Below are 12,848 nucleotides of genomic sequence, written 5' to 3'. Positions count from 1 at the left end.
CCCGGCGGGTCGTCGGCTCAGCGGGTGGAGGCGGTGCGCAGGGAGAGCGCCTGGAGGAAGACCGCGCCGATCTGGGCCGGGTCCTCGGCCACGAAGACCCCGCCGCCGGTCACCTGGGTGATCCGCTCCAGCGGCGCCTCGTCCACCGCGTCGCCGACCCCGACCACGATGACCTGGACCGGCTTGTCCGTGCTCTTCGCCTCGTCCAGCTGGGTGAGCAGCTGCTCCAGCTTGATGTCGCCGGCCTTCTGCCCCGCGTCGGCGCCGTCGGTCATCACCAGCACCGAGTTGACCCGGCCCGCCTGCCAGCCCTTCTGCACCTCGCGGTAGCCGTCGAGGATCGTGCGGTAGAGCCCGGCGTCGCCGCCGGCGGGCTTGATGCCACCGAGCGCCGCGGCGACGTCGTCGCGGTTGTCGGTCAGCGGCCCGATCGGCTCCAGCTCACGGTGGTTGCCGGCACCCACCCCGGCGGCGAACAACCAGAGCCCGACCTGCCAGTCGTCGCTGAACAGGCCCAGGCCGCTGCGGGCGGCCGCCAGGGTCACCTGCATCCGGCTGGCGTTGCGGGCGGTGGGCACCGGGGTACGCATGCTGTCCGAGGCGTCCACGATGGCCAGGATCCGGGCCGGCGCCACCACGGCCGACCAGCCGGCCAGCGCCCGGTCGATGGCCGCACCGTCCGTGGTCGACGCCGCCGCCTCGCCGCTGCCGGCCGCCGGGGAGGGGCCGATCCGCTTGGGCGCGCCGTCGGGGCTGACGAAACCGCCCGGGGTGCCGCCGTCGGGCAGGCGCAGACCGGCGGCGGCGAGCCCGTCGCGGAAGCCGGAACTCTTGCTCAAGGTCTCGTAGAGCTGGTGCGCGGCCTCGGCCTGGGACCGGTCCAGCTCCGGCAGGACCGTGAACGGATAGTCCAGCGGCGCCGCGGCCGGATCGAGATACAGCGCGGCCAGGCTCACCGGCGGCTTACCGGCGTTGTACGTGACGACGTCACTCTCGGACATGGCGGCCAGCCCCAGCCCGCCGGCCAGCGATCCTTCGTCGTCGCCCTGGGGCAGCTGGGCCATCAGGTCGTCGCGCAGCACCGAGGTGTCGGTCGCCAGCGCGCGGAGCAGGCCGTTGGAGGTGCCCGGCCGGCGCTGGTCCAGCGTCGTCGCGGTGCTGCTCAGCACGAGCAGGCCGGACAGCGCGGCGGCGTCACGGGCCGGGTCGACCGTGCCGGCCCGGAAGTTGGTGCTGGTCGTGATCTGCGCCACCAGGTCGGCGTAGCTGAGCTTCTTGTCCGGCCAGCCGAGGCCCTGGGCGACCGGCTCCGGCATCGCCATGACGACCGGGCTCATCGCGAGCGAGCCCTCCTCGGTGAAGGCGAACCGCGGCGCGGCCGCGCGCAGCCGCTGCAACCACGTGCGCGAGTCGGCGATCCAGACGTCCGGCGGGGTGACCCCGGCCCGCGGCGCCCCGGCGCCGGTGAGCGAGACCTTCTGCTGGGCGCCGAGCACGGCGGCGACGTCGGCCGGATCGGCGGCACGGACGTCGACGACCACACAGGTCCCCTCGACGTCAGCCTTGCCGGCGACCCAGCTCGCCGCGGACTGCTGCACAGCGACGGCGATCTCCGGCGCGGCGGACACGGACAACCGCACCTGACCGCTGCACTCCCCGCCGCCGAACTGGCCCACGGCGATCCGCGCGCCGGCCACCACCGCCACCACAGCCAGGATGGTGAGCACGGCTGTACCCGCGCGGAGTCGCAAACGTCGTCGATGGCGGCCTGTCACGTAGCCATCATCGACAAGAACACCTTCTGCCGCTAGGCCTGGATGGCACGGATATGGCCGAGACAATCCGTTTAAGGGGTCAAGCCGGTCCGGAAAACGCGGGGCGGGTGGCAATTGTGGCTTTTGGGAGGGCGTTCGAGGCAGCAACGGGACGAGCGGCCACGATCAGTACGATCGGGGCGCTGCTGCTCTCGGACCCGGCCGCCAGCGGCCTGACGGACCAGCCGCAGTCCCTGATCCGCGGCACTCATTCCGTGAGCCGAGGACCGGAAGCTGGCCGGTAGGCGCTGAGGACGCGTATGGCGTCGTGATAGCGGTGGAACCGGGCGTCGCTCCGCCGGCCCTGCTCGGCCAGGGTCAAGGCGATCCCCCGCACCGAGGGAAGCGCGGCGACGATCTCCCGCACGTTGGCCGGGGTGAAGTCCAGCCCGACGACGACCGGTCGCTCGCGGCCCAGCTCGTCGAGGTCGGCGATCTGGAACTCCTCCTCGTACTCCGGGGCCCGGTCGCGCAGGAACATCCACGAGTCGCGGTACTCAGGCACCACGTCCGCGTGGAACAGGACCGCGTTGAGGTCCGGCTCGCCGGCGTAGGCACTGAAGACCCAGCCGGGGTCGTCGTCGTGGGCGATCTCGATGCCGCCGTACACGATGCCGACACCGGCGTCGGCCAGCGCGCCGCGGACCTCGGGCGGGGGGATCGCTCCAATGATCGGCTGCACCATGCCGGCGCGGGTCTCGGCGACGGTGCGCAGGACGCGGTCGGGGTCTTTGCCGAGCTCCATCGCCGTGACGAGGGTGGCCCGTTGCAACGCGCGGCCGATGGCGGCGGCCTGTTCGACGGTCACCGTGCGGTCGTCGTAGAACCGGGGATCCGCGGTCAGGGACACGCCGACAAGGTCCGCACCGAGCGCTTCGAGAGCCGCCGCCTCGGCCGCCGAGCGCACCCGGTCGACCTTGATCAGGTCATTCGTCATAGCGAATCACGTTCCCGCCCAGCTCGTCAGCGCCCCGGAAGTCGCTGGGGATGACCCACGTCTTGCCGGCCGTACTCGTCGAGATCTTCCAGTATGGCGAGCCTTCGGGCGTGTGCCGGCCGCCGCCCGGGTGCACCTGGATGTTGGTGATCTCGGGATGATCCTGGATGCGTACGTGCACGGCGTGGCCGGACGTGCCCTTCTTGTGGCTCTGCTCGACGGTCGCGGGGTATCCGGCGGTGTTGAACTGGTCGGCGATGTCCTGCGCGGAGCGCCCGGACACCGATCTCGGATCCCCGGTGATGTTGTCGACGAAGGACTGCGCGGCCCGCGTGTCCGAGCTTGCCGATGCCGGCGTGGCCGGATCATCGCCGGTTCGGGTGCCACCGGCGCCGCCGCTCGGGCGGCCCAGCCGCGCCTCCGCCGAGACCGTCTCCTGGGCTGCGGCGATGCTCTCGCTTCCGCCCCCATGCGGACGCCCCGGCCGACCACCGGGCGGCGGACCGTCACCGCCGTCCCCACCCCTTCCGCCGCGCGCCACGCCCCGCCGCCTACCCCTGCACCAGGCGGGTCAGGTTGGTCAGGCTGGTCACCAGCGCCGTCGTGTAGCTCAGGATGCGGCCGGCCCATTTGACCACCGCGGCGGTGATCTGGGCGGCGATCACCGGGACGGTCACCACGAAGATCGCTTCGGCCGCCCACACGATGACCCGGGCCACCAGGTCGGCGATCAGGTCGCGGACGATGTCGCGGGTGAAGCGGACCAGGTTGCCCGCTGCCGCGGTCGCCGCCGCCATCGCGGCGGCCACCGAGCTCAGGCCGCCGGCGGCGGCCACGTTGTGGCTCATCATGCCCGCGTACGCGGTGGCGGCCCGGCCGTTCCAGTCGGGCAGGTCGGCTTCGAGGTACGAGCTCAGCTCCGCCGCCGTGTCGCTCAGCTCGGCCGCGATGTTGTCCCAGGTGGCGGCGTGCGCGGCGACCACCTCGGGCATGCCGGCGAGCTGGTCGAGCAGGTGCCGCAGCGGCTCGAAGTATTCCATCGCCCAGCCCAGGCCGTTGGCGAGCAGCGCGCCGAACGGGTCGATCGCGGTGGCCACCACCTCGGTCCCGAACGCCGCGCCGGCGAGCAGGTCGTCGACCCAGCCCTCGCTGCGGATCGCGGCGACCAGGCCTTCGAAGTTGTCCGCCAGCGACATCCCGGTCCACGGCTGACGGGTCGAGGACACGTCCGCGACCAGTGAATGGTCGCTCATCGTCCCGGCCGTTCGCCGGCCTTGCGGACCGTCTCGGCGGCGCCCGCGTCGGTGTCCTCGTAGGCCGCAGCGATCGCGGCGAGCGCGTCGGCGGCCAGTGCGAGGTTCTCCGCCACGTACGCGACCAGGCCGTCCTGCCGCTGGTGGCGCCCGTGCAGCACAGGCGGCAGCCAGGCGCAGAGCAGACCGTAGGCCGCGCCGTCCTGGGCGATGGCGACGCCGGCCGACCTGACCGCGTCGAGCCGGGCGCGCACCGCTTCGAGGTGGGCGATGTGCCGGCGGAGCTGGGCCGCGTCGACGGTGAGCTCGTCCGTCACGGCGTGCTCAGCCGTTCGCCGATCTGGGCGGCGATCGCCCGGGCGGCCGGCGATTCCGTGCCGATGGTTTCCGCGACTGTCTCCTGGGCCCGGCCGGCGATCCGGCCCTCGGCCTCGCGGATCGTGGTCATGATCGCTTCGGCGACCCGTTCCGGCTCCAGCTTCTGGATCCCCCGGCTCAGGCGCAAGTCCACCAGGGCGCCCTGGGCGTCGACGGTCACCTCGACCGTTCCGGTGTCGTCGGTGGCGCTGACCCGGAGCCGGTCGAGCTGCACGCTCATCGCCCTGGTGCCGGTGGCCAGCCGGTCGATCCGGTCCTTCCGGGCCGCCAGCCGGTCCAGCGCCGCCCCTGGTTCCAGAAGGGGATCGTTGTCCCCCGCTTCGGTGTTCAAGGCCCCCACGTGTCGACCCGTGTCGATGGGTGCCACGTCGGCGTATTCGGAAAACGCCACTTATCGGTGCATTGCCGGGCATAGGCTTCTCGTGTTTCGCGTCGGGCGGAGATTCGTCGTACCGAGAGGGCCGGTTGATGCTGGGGAGACGGGCGTTCGTCGCCGTGCTGCTGATGCTGGCGGTTTCCGGGTGCGCTGGGGACGACGGCGAGGACGTCGCCGCCGCGCCGGACCGGGGCAGTGTCGGTATCGCCATGCCGACCAAGAAGAGTGAGCGGTGGATCGCCGACGGGGACAACCTCGCCCGCCAGTTCACGCTGCTCGGCTACCGGCCCGATGTGCAGTACGCCGACGACGACGTCAAGGCCCAGGTCGCCCAGCTGGAGGCGATGGTCGCGGGCGGCGCCAAGGCACTGGTCATCGGCGCCATCGACGGCACCGCACTCAAGGGTGTGCTGGGGCGGGCCGCGGCCGCGAAGATCCCGGTGATCGCCTACGACCGGCTGATCCGGGACAGCGCCGACCTCAGCTACTACGCGACCTTCGACAACTTCAAGGTCGGGGTGCTGCAGGGCACCGCGATCCTGGACGGGCTCAAGGGCAAGGGGCCGTTCAACGTCGAGCTGTTCGCCGGCTCCGCGGACGACAACAACGCCACGTTCTTCTTCAACGGTGCCATGAGTGTGCTGCGGCCGCAGATCGACTCGGGCCGGCTGGTGGTGCGCAGCGGCGAGACCGCGTTCGCCAAGGTCGCCACCCTGCGCTGGGACGGTGCGGTCGCCAAGCAGCGGATGGCCCGGCTGCTCGCCGCGCACTACCGGTCCGCGCGGGTCGATGCCGTGCTCTCGCCGTACGACGGGCTCAGCCGGGGCATTCTCGACGCGCTCGGGGCCGCGGGCTACGGCGGCGCGAAGAAGGTGCCCGTCATCACCGGGCAGGACGCCGAGCTCGACTCCGTGAAGCTGATCGCCGCCGGCAAGCAGACCGAGACCGTCTACAAGGACACCCGGGAGCTGGCCAAGGTGACGGTGCAGATGACCAACTCGCTGCTGACCGGCGGGCGCCCCGAGGTCAACGACACCGAGCAGTACAACAACGGGGTCAAGGTCATTCCCACCTTCCTGCTGCAGCCGGTGAATGTCGACAAGTCCAACTACCGGCGCGTCCTGGTCGACAGCGGCTACTACACCGCCGCCGAGGTCACCGCCTGATGCCGCAACACCCGCGAGGAGAGTCGTCGATGACCAGCGTCCCCGCCACCCGGTGGTTCCTGGATCTTTCCGTACGGGTCAAGCTCACCGTGCTGGTCGCCGCGAGCCTGGTGGCCCTGGCCGGCTGCCTCGCGGTGACGGTGGTCAACAACCGCAACGCCGAGCGGACCGCCGACCGGCTGGAGACGCTGACCACGGCCAGCGCCCTGGTGCTGCAACTCGACCGGGCGGCCAGCGAGCTCAAGGTCAACGGCCTGCAGTCGGTCATCCGCGCGGACGCCAAGGCCCAGGCCGCGCTGCTCAAGGAGCAGGTCGACGCCACCAACGCGCTCGTGGCCAAGCTGGAGGCGGTGTCGCTGCCGGGTGGGCTGGCCGCCGCCGTGGAACGCATCAAGACGGTCGCCGCCGACTACACCGCCACGCTGACCCGCTTCGTGGCCGGCGCCGGGGTCGACCAGGGCGCCGCCCGGCTGTCCTGGGAGCAGATCGGCGTGGACAACTACCTGATCAGCGCCGTGCTGGCCAACGAGCGCGCGCTGTTCCTCGACACCGTCGACCGTTCGCAGCGGTCCGCCGCCGCGAGCCGGGAACGGGCCGAGCGCATCCTGTGGATCGCCGTGGCGCTGGCCGCCCTCGTCGTCTGCCTGCTCGCGTACGTGGTGGTGCGGTCGATCACCCAGCCGTTGCAGCGGGTCCGGACCGCGCTGCGGGCGATGGCCGACGGTGACCTCACCGTCGGCGCGGACGTCACCGGCAAGGACGAGGTCGGGCAGATGGCCCAGGCCCTGGACCAGGCCCAGGCCAACATGCGCCGGGTGGTCTCGTCGGTCGCCGGTTCGGCCGACTCGGTCGCCGCGGCCGCCGAGGAGATGTCCGCCACCTCGACCACCATCGCCGACTCGGCCGAGCTGTCGGCCGGCCAGGCGCACACGGTGTCCCGGGCCGCGGCCGGTGTCTCCGAGAACGTGTCGAGCGTGGCCAAGGGCACCCAGGAGATGGGCCAGTCGATCCGCGAGATCGCGCAGAACGCCACGGCCGCGGCCGCGGTGGCCGGCAAGGCCGTCTCCGTCGCCGAGGCCACCACCGCCCAGGTCGGCAAGCTCGGCGAGTCCTCGGCCGAGATCGGCAACGTCATCAAGGTCATCACCGCGATCGCCGAGCAGACCAACCTGCTCGCGCTGAACGCCACCATCGAGGCCGCCCGGGCCGGTGAGATGGGCAAGGGCTTCGCCGTGGTCGCCTCCGAGGTCAAGGACCTCGCCCAGGAGACCGCCCGGGCGACCGAGGACATCTCCCGCCGGGTCCAGGCCATTCAGACGGACACCACCGGCGCGGTGACCGCGATCGGCGAGATCAGCTCGGTCATCGCGGAGATCAACGACTACCAGGCCACGATCGCCAGCGCGGTCGAGGAGCAGACCGCGACCACCGAGGAGATGAGCCGCAGTGTCGCGGCCGCGGCCGCGGGGGCGGGTGACATCGCCGCGAACATCACCGGGCTGGCCGACGCCACCCAGGTCAGCACCGAGGGCATCGGGCAGTCCCGGCAGGCGGTCGTCGAGCTCAGCGGCATGGCCCACCACCTGCAGTCCCTGGTCAGCCACTTCAAGTACTGACGGGAAGCAGGCGGCCGGCCGCGGGCGTCCAGCCCGCGGCCGACGGACGGCTGATCGCCCGGTCACTCCTTGACGGGGATCGCCTGCGACTTGAGGGTCTGGATCGTGGACGCCTGGGCGGCGGTGAGCGCGTCGTTCAGGGTGCCCTTGCCGGAGACGGCGGCCTTGAACCCGTCGGAGGCGTTGGCGTAGGTGGCGGTCATCGTCGGCCCCCAGGTGAAGTCCGGGGTGACCTGGCCGGAGGCCTCGGCGAAGACGTCGTAGATCGGCTGGTCGCCGTAGAACGTGACGCCCTTCTTCAACGCCGGCAGCGAGGCGCCCGCCTTGGTGGCCGGGTACAGCTGCGCCTTCTCGTTGAGCAGGGTCAGCGCCTCCTCGGAGGTGTTCAGCCACAACGCGAACTGCGCCGCCTCGTACGGGTGCTTGGAGCCCTTGAAGACCGCGGTGGACGAGCCGCCCCAGTTGCCGGCCTTCTTGTCCCCGGCGGCCCACTGCGGCATCGGGGCGACCTTCCACTTGCCCGCCGTCTTCGGCGCGCCGGTGGCGATGGAGTTGGCGCCCCAGACCGCGGAGACCCAGGTCCAGGCCTTGTCGGTGTTGTAGGCGTTGTCCCACTCGGGGGTCCACGGCGGCACCGCCGAGACCAGCTTCTTGTCGATCAGACCCTGCCAGTAGTCGGCGACCTTCTTGGTGTTCGGGTCGTCCAGCGAGACCGTCCACTGGTTGCCGTCGTTGGCGAACCAGCGGCCGCCGGCCTGCCAGGCGAGCCCGGCGAACTGGTTGATGTCGCTCTGCGAGAAGTTGGTGATGTAGCCGCCGGCGGCCTTGACCTTCTCGGCGGCCGCGGCGTACTCGTCCCACGTGGTCGGCGGCGCGATGCCGGCCTTGTCGAACAGGTCGGCGCGGTAGAACATCGCCATCGGGCCGGAGTCCTGCGGGATGCCGAACACCTTGCCCTGCTCGCCGAAGGTCACCTGGTTCCAGGTCCAGTCCACGAACTGGTCCTTGGCCCGGGCCACGATGTCACAGCCGCCGAGGTCGGCCAGGCCGTCCTGGACCCGGAAGCTGGGCAGCGCGTCGTACTCGATGTGCCCGAGGTCGGGGGCGTTGCCGGCCTTGAGCTGGTTGAAGAAGTTCTGGTAGGTGCCGCCGTTGCCGTTCGGGCCGGTCTGCACCTTCACCTGGATGTCGGGGTTCTTGGCGTTCCACACCTTGACGACCTCCTCGAGGTTCGGGATCCACGAGGTGTAGGTGAGGGTGACCGGGCCCGACGACGGCTTGCACGACGCCGCGGCGGTGTCCGTGCCGGAGTCGTCGCCGCCGCCGGAGGAGCAGGCGGCCAGCAGCAAGGCGGAGGTCAGCAGCACGCCGGCCGACCGGAGGGATGCGCGCATAGCATTTCCTTTGTGATGGACGGGATTGAGGCGGATCACTTGACTGCTCCGGCGCCGATACCGCTGCGCCAGTAGCGTTGGAGGAAGAGGAAGGCGACCACCAGGGGCGTGATCGAGAGCAGCGCGCCGACGATCACCAGGCCGCGCAGTTCCGGGATGGTGCTCACCTGGCTGTTCCAGGAGTAGAGACCGAGCGTCACCGGGAAGAGCCGTTCGTCGCTGAGCATCACCAGCGGCAGCAGGAAGTTGTTCCAGACCGCCACGAACTGGAAGAGGAAGATCGTCACCAGCGCCGGGAACATCAGCCGGACCGACACGGTGAAGAAGCTGCGCACCTCACCGGAGCCGTCGAGCCGGGCGGCCTCGAGCAGTTCCTCCGGCACACTGGCGGTGGCGTAGATCCGGGCCAGGTAGACCCCGAACGGATTGACCACGCTGGGCAGGAACACCGACCAGAAGGTGTTGGTCGCCTCGACCTTGCTGAAGATCAGGAACAGCGGCAGGGCCAGGGCGCTGGCCGGCACCAGCACGCCACCCAGAACGACGTTGAACAGCGTCTCGCGGCCGGGAAAGCGGTACTTGGCGATGGCGTAGCCGCACATCGCGGCGAGCAGGGTGCCCAGCAACGCGGCACCGCCGGTGTAGAGCAGGCTGTTGACCATCCAGCGCAGGAACACCCCGTCGCGGTAGGCCAGCAGTTCGCGGATGTTGGCGCCCAGGTTGAAGTCGGCGAACCAGAGCGGGTTGGTCCCGGTGATCTGCGCCCGGCTCTTGGACGAGCCCACGAGCAGCCACCAGATCGGCACCAGGAAGTAGACGGTGCAGACCCCCATGACGATCATCGCCGCAGTCCGGGAGAGCAGGCTCTCGCGCACCTTCAGACCGGGGGCGCTCACCGCTCGCTCCGGCGCTGGGTGGCCTTGAGGAAGGTGAAGGACAGGGCGAACGTGGCCAGGGCCAGCACCACGGAGAACGCCGCCGCCAGGTTGAAGTTCGGGATGGACGAGGTGGAGTAGACGGTCAGGTTGGGCGTGTAGGTGCTCGACACCGCCGAGCTGAAGCTGCGGAACACCTGCGGCTCGGCGATCAGCTGCAGGGTGCCGATGATGGAGAAGACCGTGGTCAGCACGATCGCCGGCATGACCAGGGGGATCTTCACCGACCAGGCGGTCCGGAACTGCCCCGCCCCGTCGATGCGGGCCGCCTCGTAGATCTCGGTGGGGATCGCCAGCAGCGACGAGTAGATGATCAGCATGTTGTAGCCGACGTAGACCCAGGTCACGACGTTGGCCATGGCCCACAGCACGAGGTCGGCGCTGAGGAAGTCGACGTTGGCCGTGAGCGCGGTGAACGGCGACAGGTTGGGCGAGTACAGGTAGCCCCACATGATCGCGGCGACCACCCCGGGCACCGCGTACGGCACGAAGAACGCCAGCCGGAAGAACCGCCGGCCCTTGACCAGGCCGGAATCGAGCAGCAGGGCCAGCAGCAACGCCAGGCCCAGCATCACCGGCACCTGGACGACGCCGAACAACAGCACCCGGCCGACCGACGCCCAGAACGGGCCGTCGGAGAAGACCCGCTGGTACTGGGCCAGGCCGCCGAAGACCTCGCGGGCCGGGCCGAAGGTGCCGGTGCGCTCCAGCTTGTAGAGCGACTGCACGATCGCGTACCCGATGGGCACCAGGTAGAAGAGGACGAACAGCACCCCGAAGGGCACCACGAAGAACAGCACTGCCCGGGTGTGCCGCGAGCGGCGCGGGCGCGGGAGCCCGGCCGCGGGCGCAGCAGCCCCGGCGACCCGGCTTTCGGTCACGGTCATCCGACCGGTTCCTCTCTGACGACACGGACGGCACCGGCACCGACCTTGAGCAATCCGGGTACGGCCTCCCCGGTCAGCAGGTCGCGTCCGGTGACGGTGTGCTCGATGTCCTGCCGGCCGTGGTTGATGACGAAGACGTAACTGCGGTCGCCGCCGGTGCGGCGGACCACTTCGACGGAGCCGTCGCTCTCCGGACCGGTGGCCCGGACCCCGGCCGCACGGACGGCGGCGCGCAGGAGATCCCGCAGGCCGTCGTCGTCCAGCGCGGTGGCCACGTACCAGGAAGTGCCCTGGCCGTAGCTGTTGCGGGTGACCGCCGGGACGCCCGGCAGCGGCCCGTCGGCGTAGCTGTCGACGATCTCGGCGGTGGTGGCCCGCAGGTGCTCGGTCCAGAGCGTGGCGGTCGCTCCCCCGGCCAGCGTGACCTGGTGGCCGGGCCGGAGCGGGAAGAACTCCTCGGAGACGACGCCGAGCATCTCCCGGAACGCGCCCGGGTAGCCGCCGAGCCGGACCCGGTCGGCCAGGTCGACGATGCCGCTGTAGAACGTCACCACCGCGTGCCCACCGCCGGCCACGTACGTGTTGATCGCTTCCGCGTCGCCGTCCGAGACCATGTGCAGGCAGGCCACGATGACCAGGCGGTACGGGCTGAGGTCCGTACCGGGAGCGACCACGTCGGCGGTCACGCCGAGCCGGCGCACCGCTCGGTAGGCCGCGTGCACCTGGTCGAGGTACCGCACGTCCTGCGACGGGCGGGCCTCGGTGTCGGTGGCCCACCACGACTCCCAGCTGAACAGGATCGCCACCTCGGCCCGCACCGTCGTGCCGGCCACCTCGGCGAGCGCGTCCAGCGTCGCGGACAGCTCGAGCACCTCGCGCCAGCCGGCGGTGTCGGTGCCGGCGTGCGGCACCAGCGCCGAGTGGAACTTCTCCGCGCCCTGGGCCGAAGCGCGCCACTGGAAGAAGCAGACGGAGTCGGCGCCGCGGGCGACGTGGGTCAGCGAGTTGCGCAGCATCTGCCCGGGCACCTTGGCCAGGTTGTACGGCTGCCAGTTGACCGCGCCGGTGGACTGCTCCATGAGCATCCAGGGCCGTCCACCGGCCAGTCCCCGGGTCAGGTCGGCCGCGAAGGACAGCTCCGCGTCGGGGTCGCCGAGTCGATCGTCGAGGTAGTGGTCGTTGGCGACGACGTCCATCTCCGGCGCCCAGCTCCAGTAGTCCAGCGCGCGGATGTGCGCGGTGACCATGAAGTTGGTGGTGACCGGCGCGCTGCTGTGCCGGCGCAGCACGGCCGCCTCGGCCCGGTAGTGGTCCAGCAGCGCGTCGGAGCTGAACCGCTGGAAGTCCACGAGCTGACCCGGGTTCCGCAGCGAGAGCGCGAGCCGCGGCGGCTGGACCTCGGCGAAGCCGGTGTAGCGCTGGCTCCAGAACGAGGTGCCCCAGGCCTGGTTGAGCGCGTCGATGCTGCCGTAGCGGCGGACCAGCCAGGCCCGGAACGCCTCGGCGCTGGCCTCGTCGTAGCAGAGCGCGTTGTGGCAGCCCAGCTCGTTGGAGACGTGCCAGAGGGCGATCGCCGGGTGGTCGCCGTACCGGCGGGCGACCTGCTCGACCAGGGCCAGGGCGTGCTCGCGGAACACCGGCGAGCTGGGGCACCAGGCCTGCCGGCCGCCGGGATACCGGGTGGTGCCGTCGGCGGCCACGGGCAGGATCTCCGGGTGCCGGGTGGTGAGCCAGGGCGGCGGGGACGAGGTACCGGTGCCGAGGTTGACGCGGATCCCGTTGTCGTGCAGCAGGGCGATGACGGTGTCGAGGGTGCTGAAGTCGTACTCGCCGGGCCGGGGCTCGATGCTCGCCCAGCCGAAGATGTTGACGGCCACCAGGTCGATACCCGCCGTCCGCATCAACGCGACGTCCTCGGCCCACACCTCCGGCGCCCATTGCTCGAAGTTGTAGTCACAACCGAGGCTGATGCCCGCCATCGGATCCCCTTCCCATGCCATGTGTGTGCACGTGCACACATTGCGCCGCGGAAACAGGACCGTGTCGGATGTGTGAACGTGCACACACTAAGCACGGCCCGCGGACCAGGTCA

At 70.9% G+C, this 12,848-nt stretch carries 12 protein-coding genes; 2 read left to right on the top strand and 10 right to left on the bottom strand.

The features are described 5' to 3' along the window. Positions 1–17: 17 nt before the first annotated feature. The 6 genes from ACWEOZ_RS26410 to ACWEOZ_RS26385 all read right to left on the bottom strand — a co-directional run bounded on the left by ACWEOZ_RS26410 (position 18) and on the right by ACWEOZ_RS26385 (position 4,713). Positions 18–1,727, bottom strand: a complete 1,710-nt coding sequence (locus ACWEOZ_RS26410; RefSeq protein WP_451913355.1) for a VWA domain-containing protein — start codon at positions 1,725–1,727, stop codon at positions 18–20. A gap of 295 nt (positions 1,728–2,022) precedes the next feature. After that, entirely contained in the window at positions 2,023–2,751 is a 729-nt protein-coding gene (locus ACWEOZ_RS26405) for a hypothetical protein (RefSeq protein WP_451913354.1), read from the bottom strand. After that, complete coding sequence (locus ACWEOZ_RS26400) at positions 2,741–3,292, bottom strand: hypothetical protein (RefSeq protein ID WP_451913353.1); 552 nt, start codon at positions 3,290–3,292, stop codon at positions 2,741–2,743. Before ACWEOZ_RS26400 ends, ACWEOZ_RS26405 begins: the two co-directional genes overlap by 11 nt. Positions 3,293–3,302: 10 nt before the next feature. Then, on the bottom strand, positions 3,303–4,004 hold the full coding sequence (locus ACWEOZ_RS26395) for a WXG100 family type VII secretion target (protein ID WP_451913352.1): 702 nt from the start codon (positions 4,002–4,004) through the stop codon (positions 3,303–3,305). After that, the gene (locus ACWEOZ_RS26390) at positions 4,001–4,321 is read right to left on the bottom strand and encodes a type VII secretion target (protein ID WP_451913351.1); all 321 of its coding nucleotides are present in this window, start codon (positions 4,319–4,321) and stop codon (positions 4,001–4,003) included. Before ACWEOZ_RS26390 ends, ACWEOZ_RS26395 begins: the two co-directional genes overlap by 4 nt. Next, entirely contained in the window at positions 4,318–4,713 is a 396-nt protein-coding gene (locus tag ACWEOZ_RS26385; RefSeq protein ID WP_451913350.1) for a YbaB/EbfC family nucleoid-associated protein, read from the bottom strand. The genes ACWEOZ_RS26390 and ACWEOZ_RS26385 overlap by 4 nt, the downstream gene beginning before the upstream one ends. A gap of 137 nt (positions 4,714–4,850) precedes the next feature. On the opposite strand from ACWEOZ_RS26385, the gene chvE reads away from it, so the two are divergent. Together chvE and ACWEOZ_RS26375 are read left to right on the top strand one after the other, a co-directional pair. Beyond that, complete coding sequence (gene chvE, locus ACWEOZ_RS26380) at positions 4,851–5,924, top strand: multiple monosaccharide ABC transporter substrate-binding protein (protein WP_451913349.1); 1,074 nt, start codon at positions 4,851–4,853, stop codon at positions 5,922–5,924. A gap of 29 nt (positions 5,925–5,953) precedes the next feature. Further along, positions 5,954–7,540 carry a methyl-accepting chemotaxis protein gene (locus ACWEOZ_RS26375; protein ID WP_451913348.1) on the top strand — a complete coding sequence of 529 codons (1,587 nt, stop codon included), beginning with the start codon at positions 5,954–5,956 and terminating at the stop codon, positions 7,538–7,540. Between the two features lie 62 nt (positions 7,541–7,602). Here the strand turns inward: ACWEOZ_RS26375 and ACWEOZ_RS26370 are convergent, their stop codons facing one another. Genes ACWEOZ_RS26370 through ACWEOZ_RS26355 form a run of 4 tightly spaced genes read right to left on the bottom strand, consistent with a single transcriptional unit; the run spans position 7,603 to position 12,735 of the window. Further along, positions 7,603–8,934, bottom strand: a complete 1,332-nt coding sequence (locus tag ACWEOZ_RS26370; RefSeq protein ID WP_451913347.1) for an ABC transporter substrate-binding protein — start codon at positions 8,932–8,934, stop codon at positions 7,603–7,605. Between the two features lie 35 nt (positions 8,935–8,969). Beyond that, positions 8,970–9,830: a carbohydrate ABC transporter permease gene (locus tag ACWEOZ_RS26365; RefSeq protein ID WP_451913346.1), complete on the bottom strand. Its 861-nt coding sequence runs from the start codon at positions 9,828–9,830 to the stop codon at positions 8,970–8,972. After that, positions 9,827–10,756: a carbohydrate ABC transporter permease gene (locus tag ACWEOZ_RS26360; protein ID WP_451913345.1), complete on the bottom strand. Its 930-nt coding sequence runs from the start codon at positions 10,754–10,756 to the stop codon at positions 9,827–9,829. Before ACWEOZ_RS26360 ends, ACWEOZ_RS26365 begins: the two co-directional genes overlap by 4 nt. Then, the gene (locus ACWEOZ_RS26355) at positions 10,753–12,735 is read right to left on the bottom strand and encodes a beta-galactosidase (protein WP_451913344.1); all 1,983 of its coding nucleotides are present in this window, start codon (positions 12,733–12,735) and stop codon (positions 10,753–10,755) included. Before ACWEOZ_RS26355 ends, ACWEOZ_RS26360 begins: the two co-directional genes overlap by 4 nt. Positions 12,736–12,848 lie beyond the last annotated feature (113 nt).

The sequence above is a fragment of the Actinoplanes sp. NPDC004185 genome (genome assembly GCF_053603475.1).
This window is presented reverse-complemented; position numbering and strand designations above follow the sequence as displayed.

What these genes read in the sequence shown, in the direction of transcription:
- ACWEOZ_RS26405 (WP_451913354.1), bottom strand. Translation starts at nt 2,751, where the DNA reads ATGACGAATGACCTGATCAAGGTCGACCGGGTGCGCTCGGCGGCCGAG.
- ACWEOZ_RS26370 (WP_451913347.1), bottom strand. Translation starts at nt 8,934, where the DNA reads ATGCGCGCATCCCTCCGGTCGGCCGGCGTGCTGCTGACCTCCGCCTTG.
- chvE (WP_451913349.1), top strand. Translation starts at nt 4,851, where the DNA reads ATGCTGGGGAGACGGGCGTTCGTCGCCGTGCTGCTGATGCTGGCGGTT.
- ACWEOZ_RS26360 (WP_451913345.1), bottom strand. Translation starts at nt 10,756, where the DNA reads ATGACCGTGACCGAAAGCCGGGTCGCCGGGGCTGCTGCGCCCGCGGCC.
- ACWEOZ_RS26355 (WP_451913344.1), bottom strand. Translation starts at nt 12,735, where the DNA reads ATGGCGGGCATCAGCCTCGGTTGTGACTACAACTTCGAGCAATGGGCG.
- ACWEOZ_RS26375 (WP_451913348.1), top strand. Translation starts at nt 5,954, where the DNA reads ATGACCAGCGTCCCCGCCACCCGGTGGTTCCTGGATCTTTCCGTACGG.
- ACWEOZ_RS26395 (WP_451913352.1), bottom strand. Translation starts at nt 4,004, where the DNA reads ATGAGCGACCATTCACTGGTCGCGGACGTGTCCTCGACCCGTCAGCCG.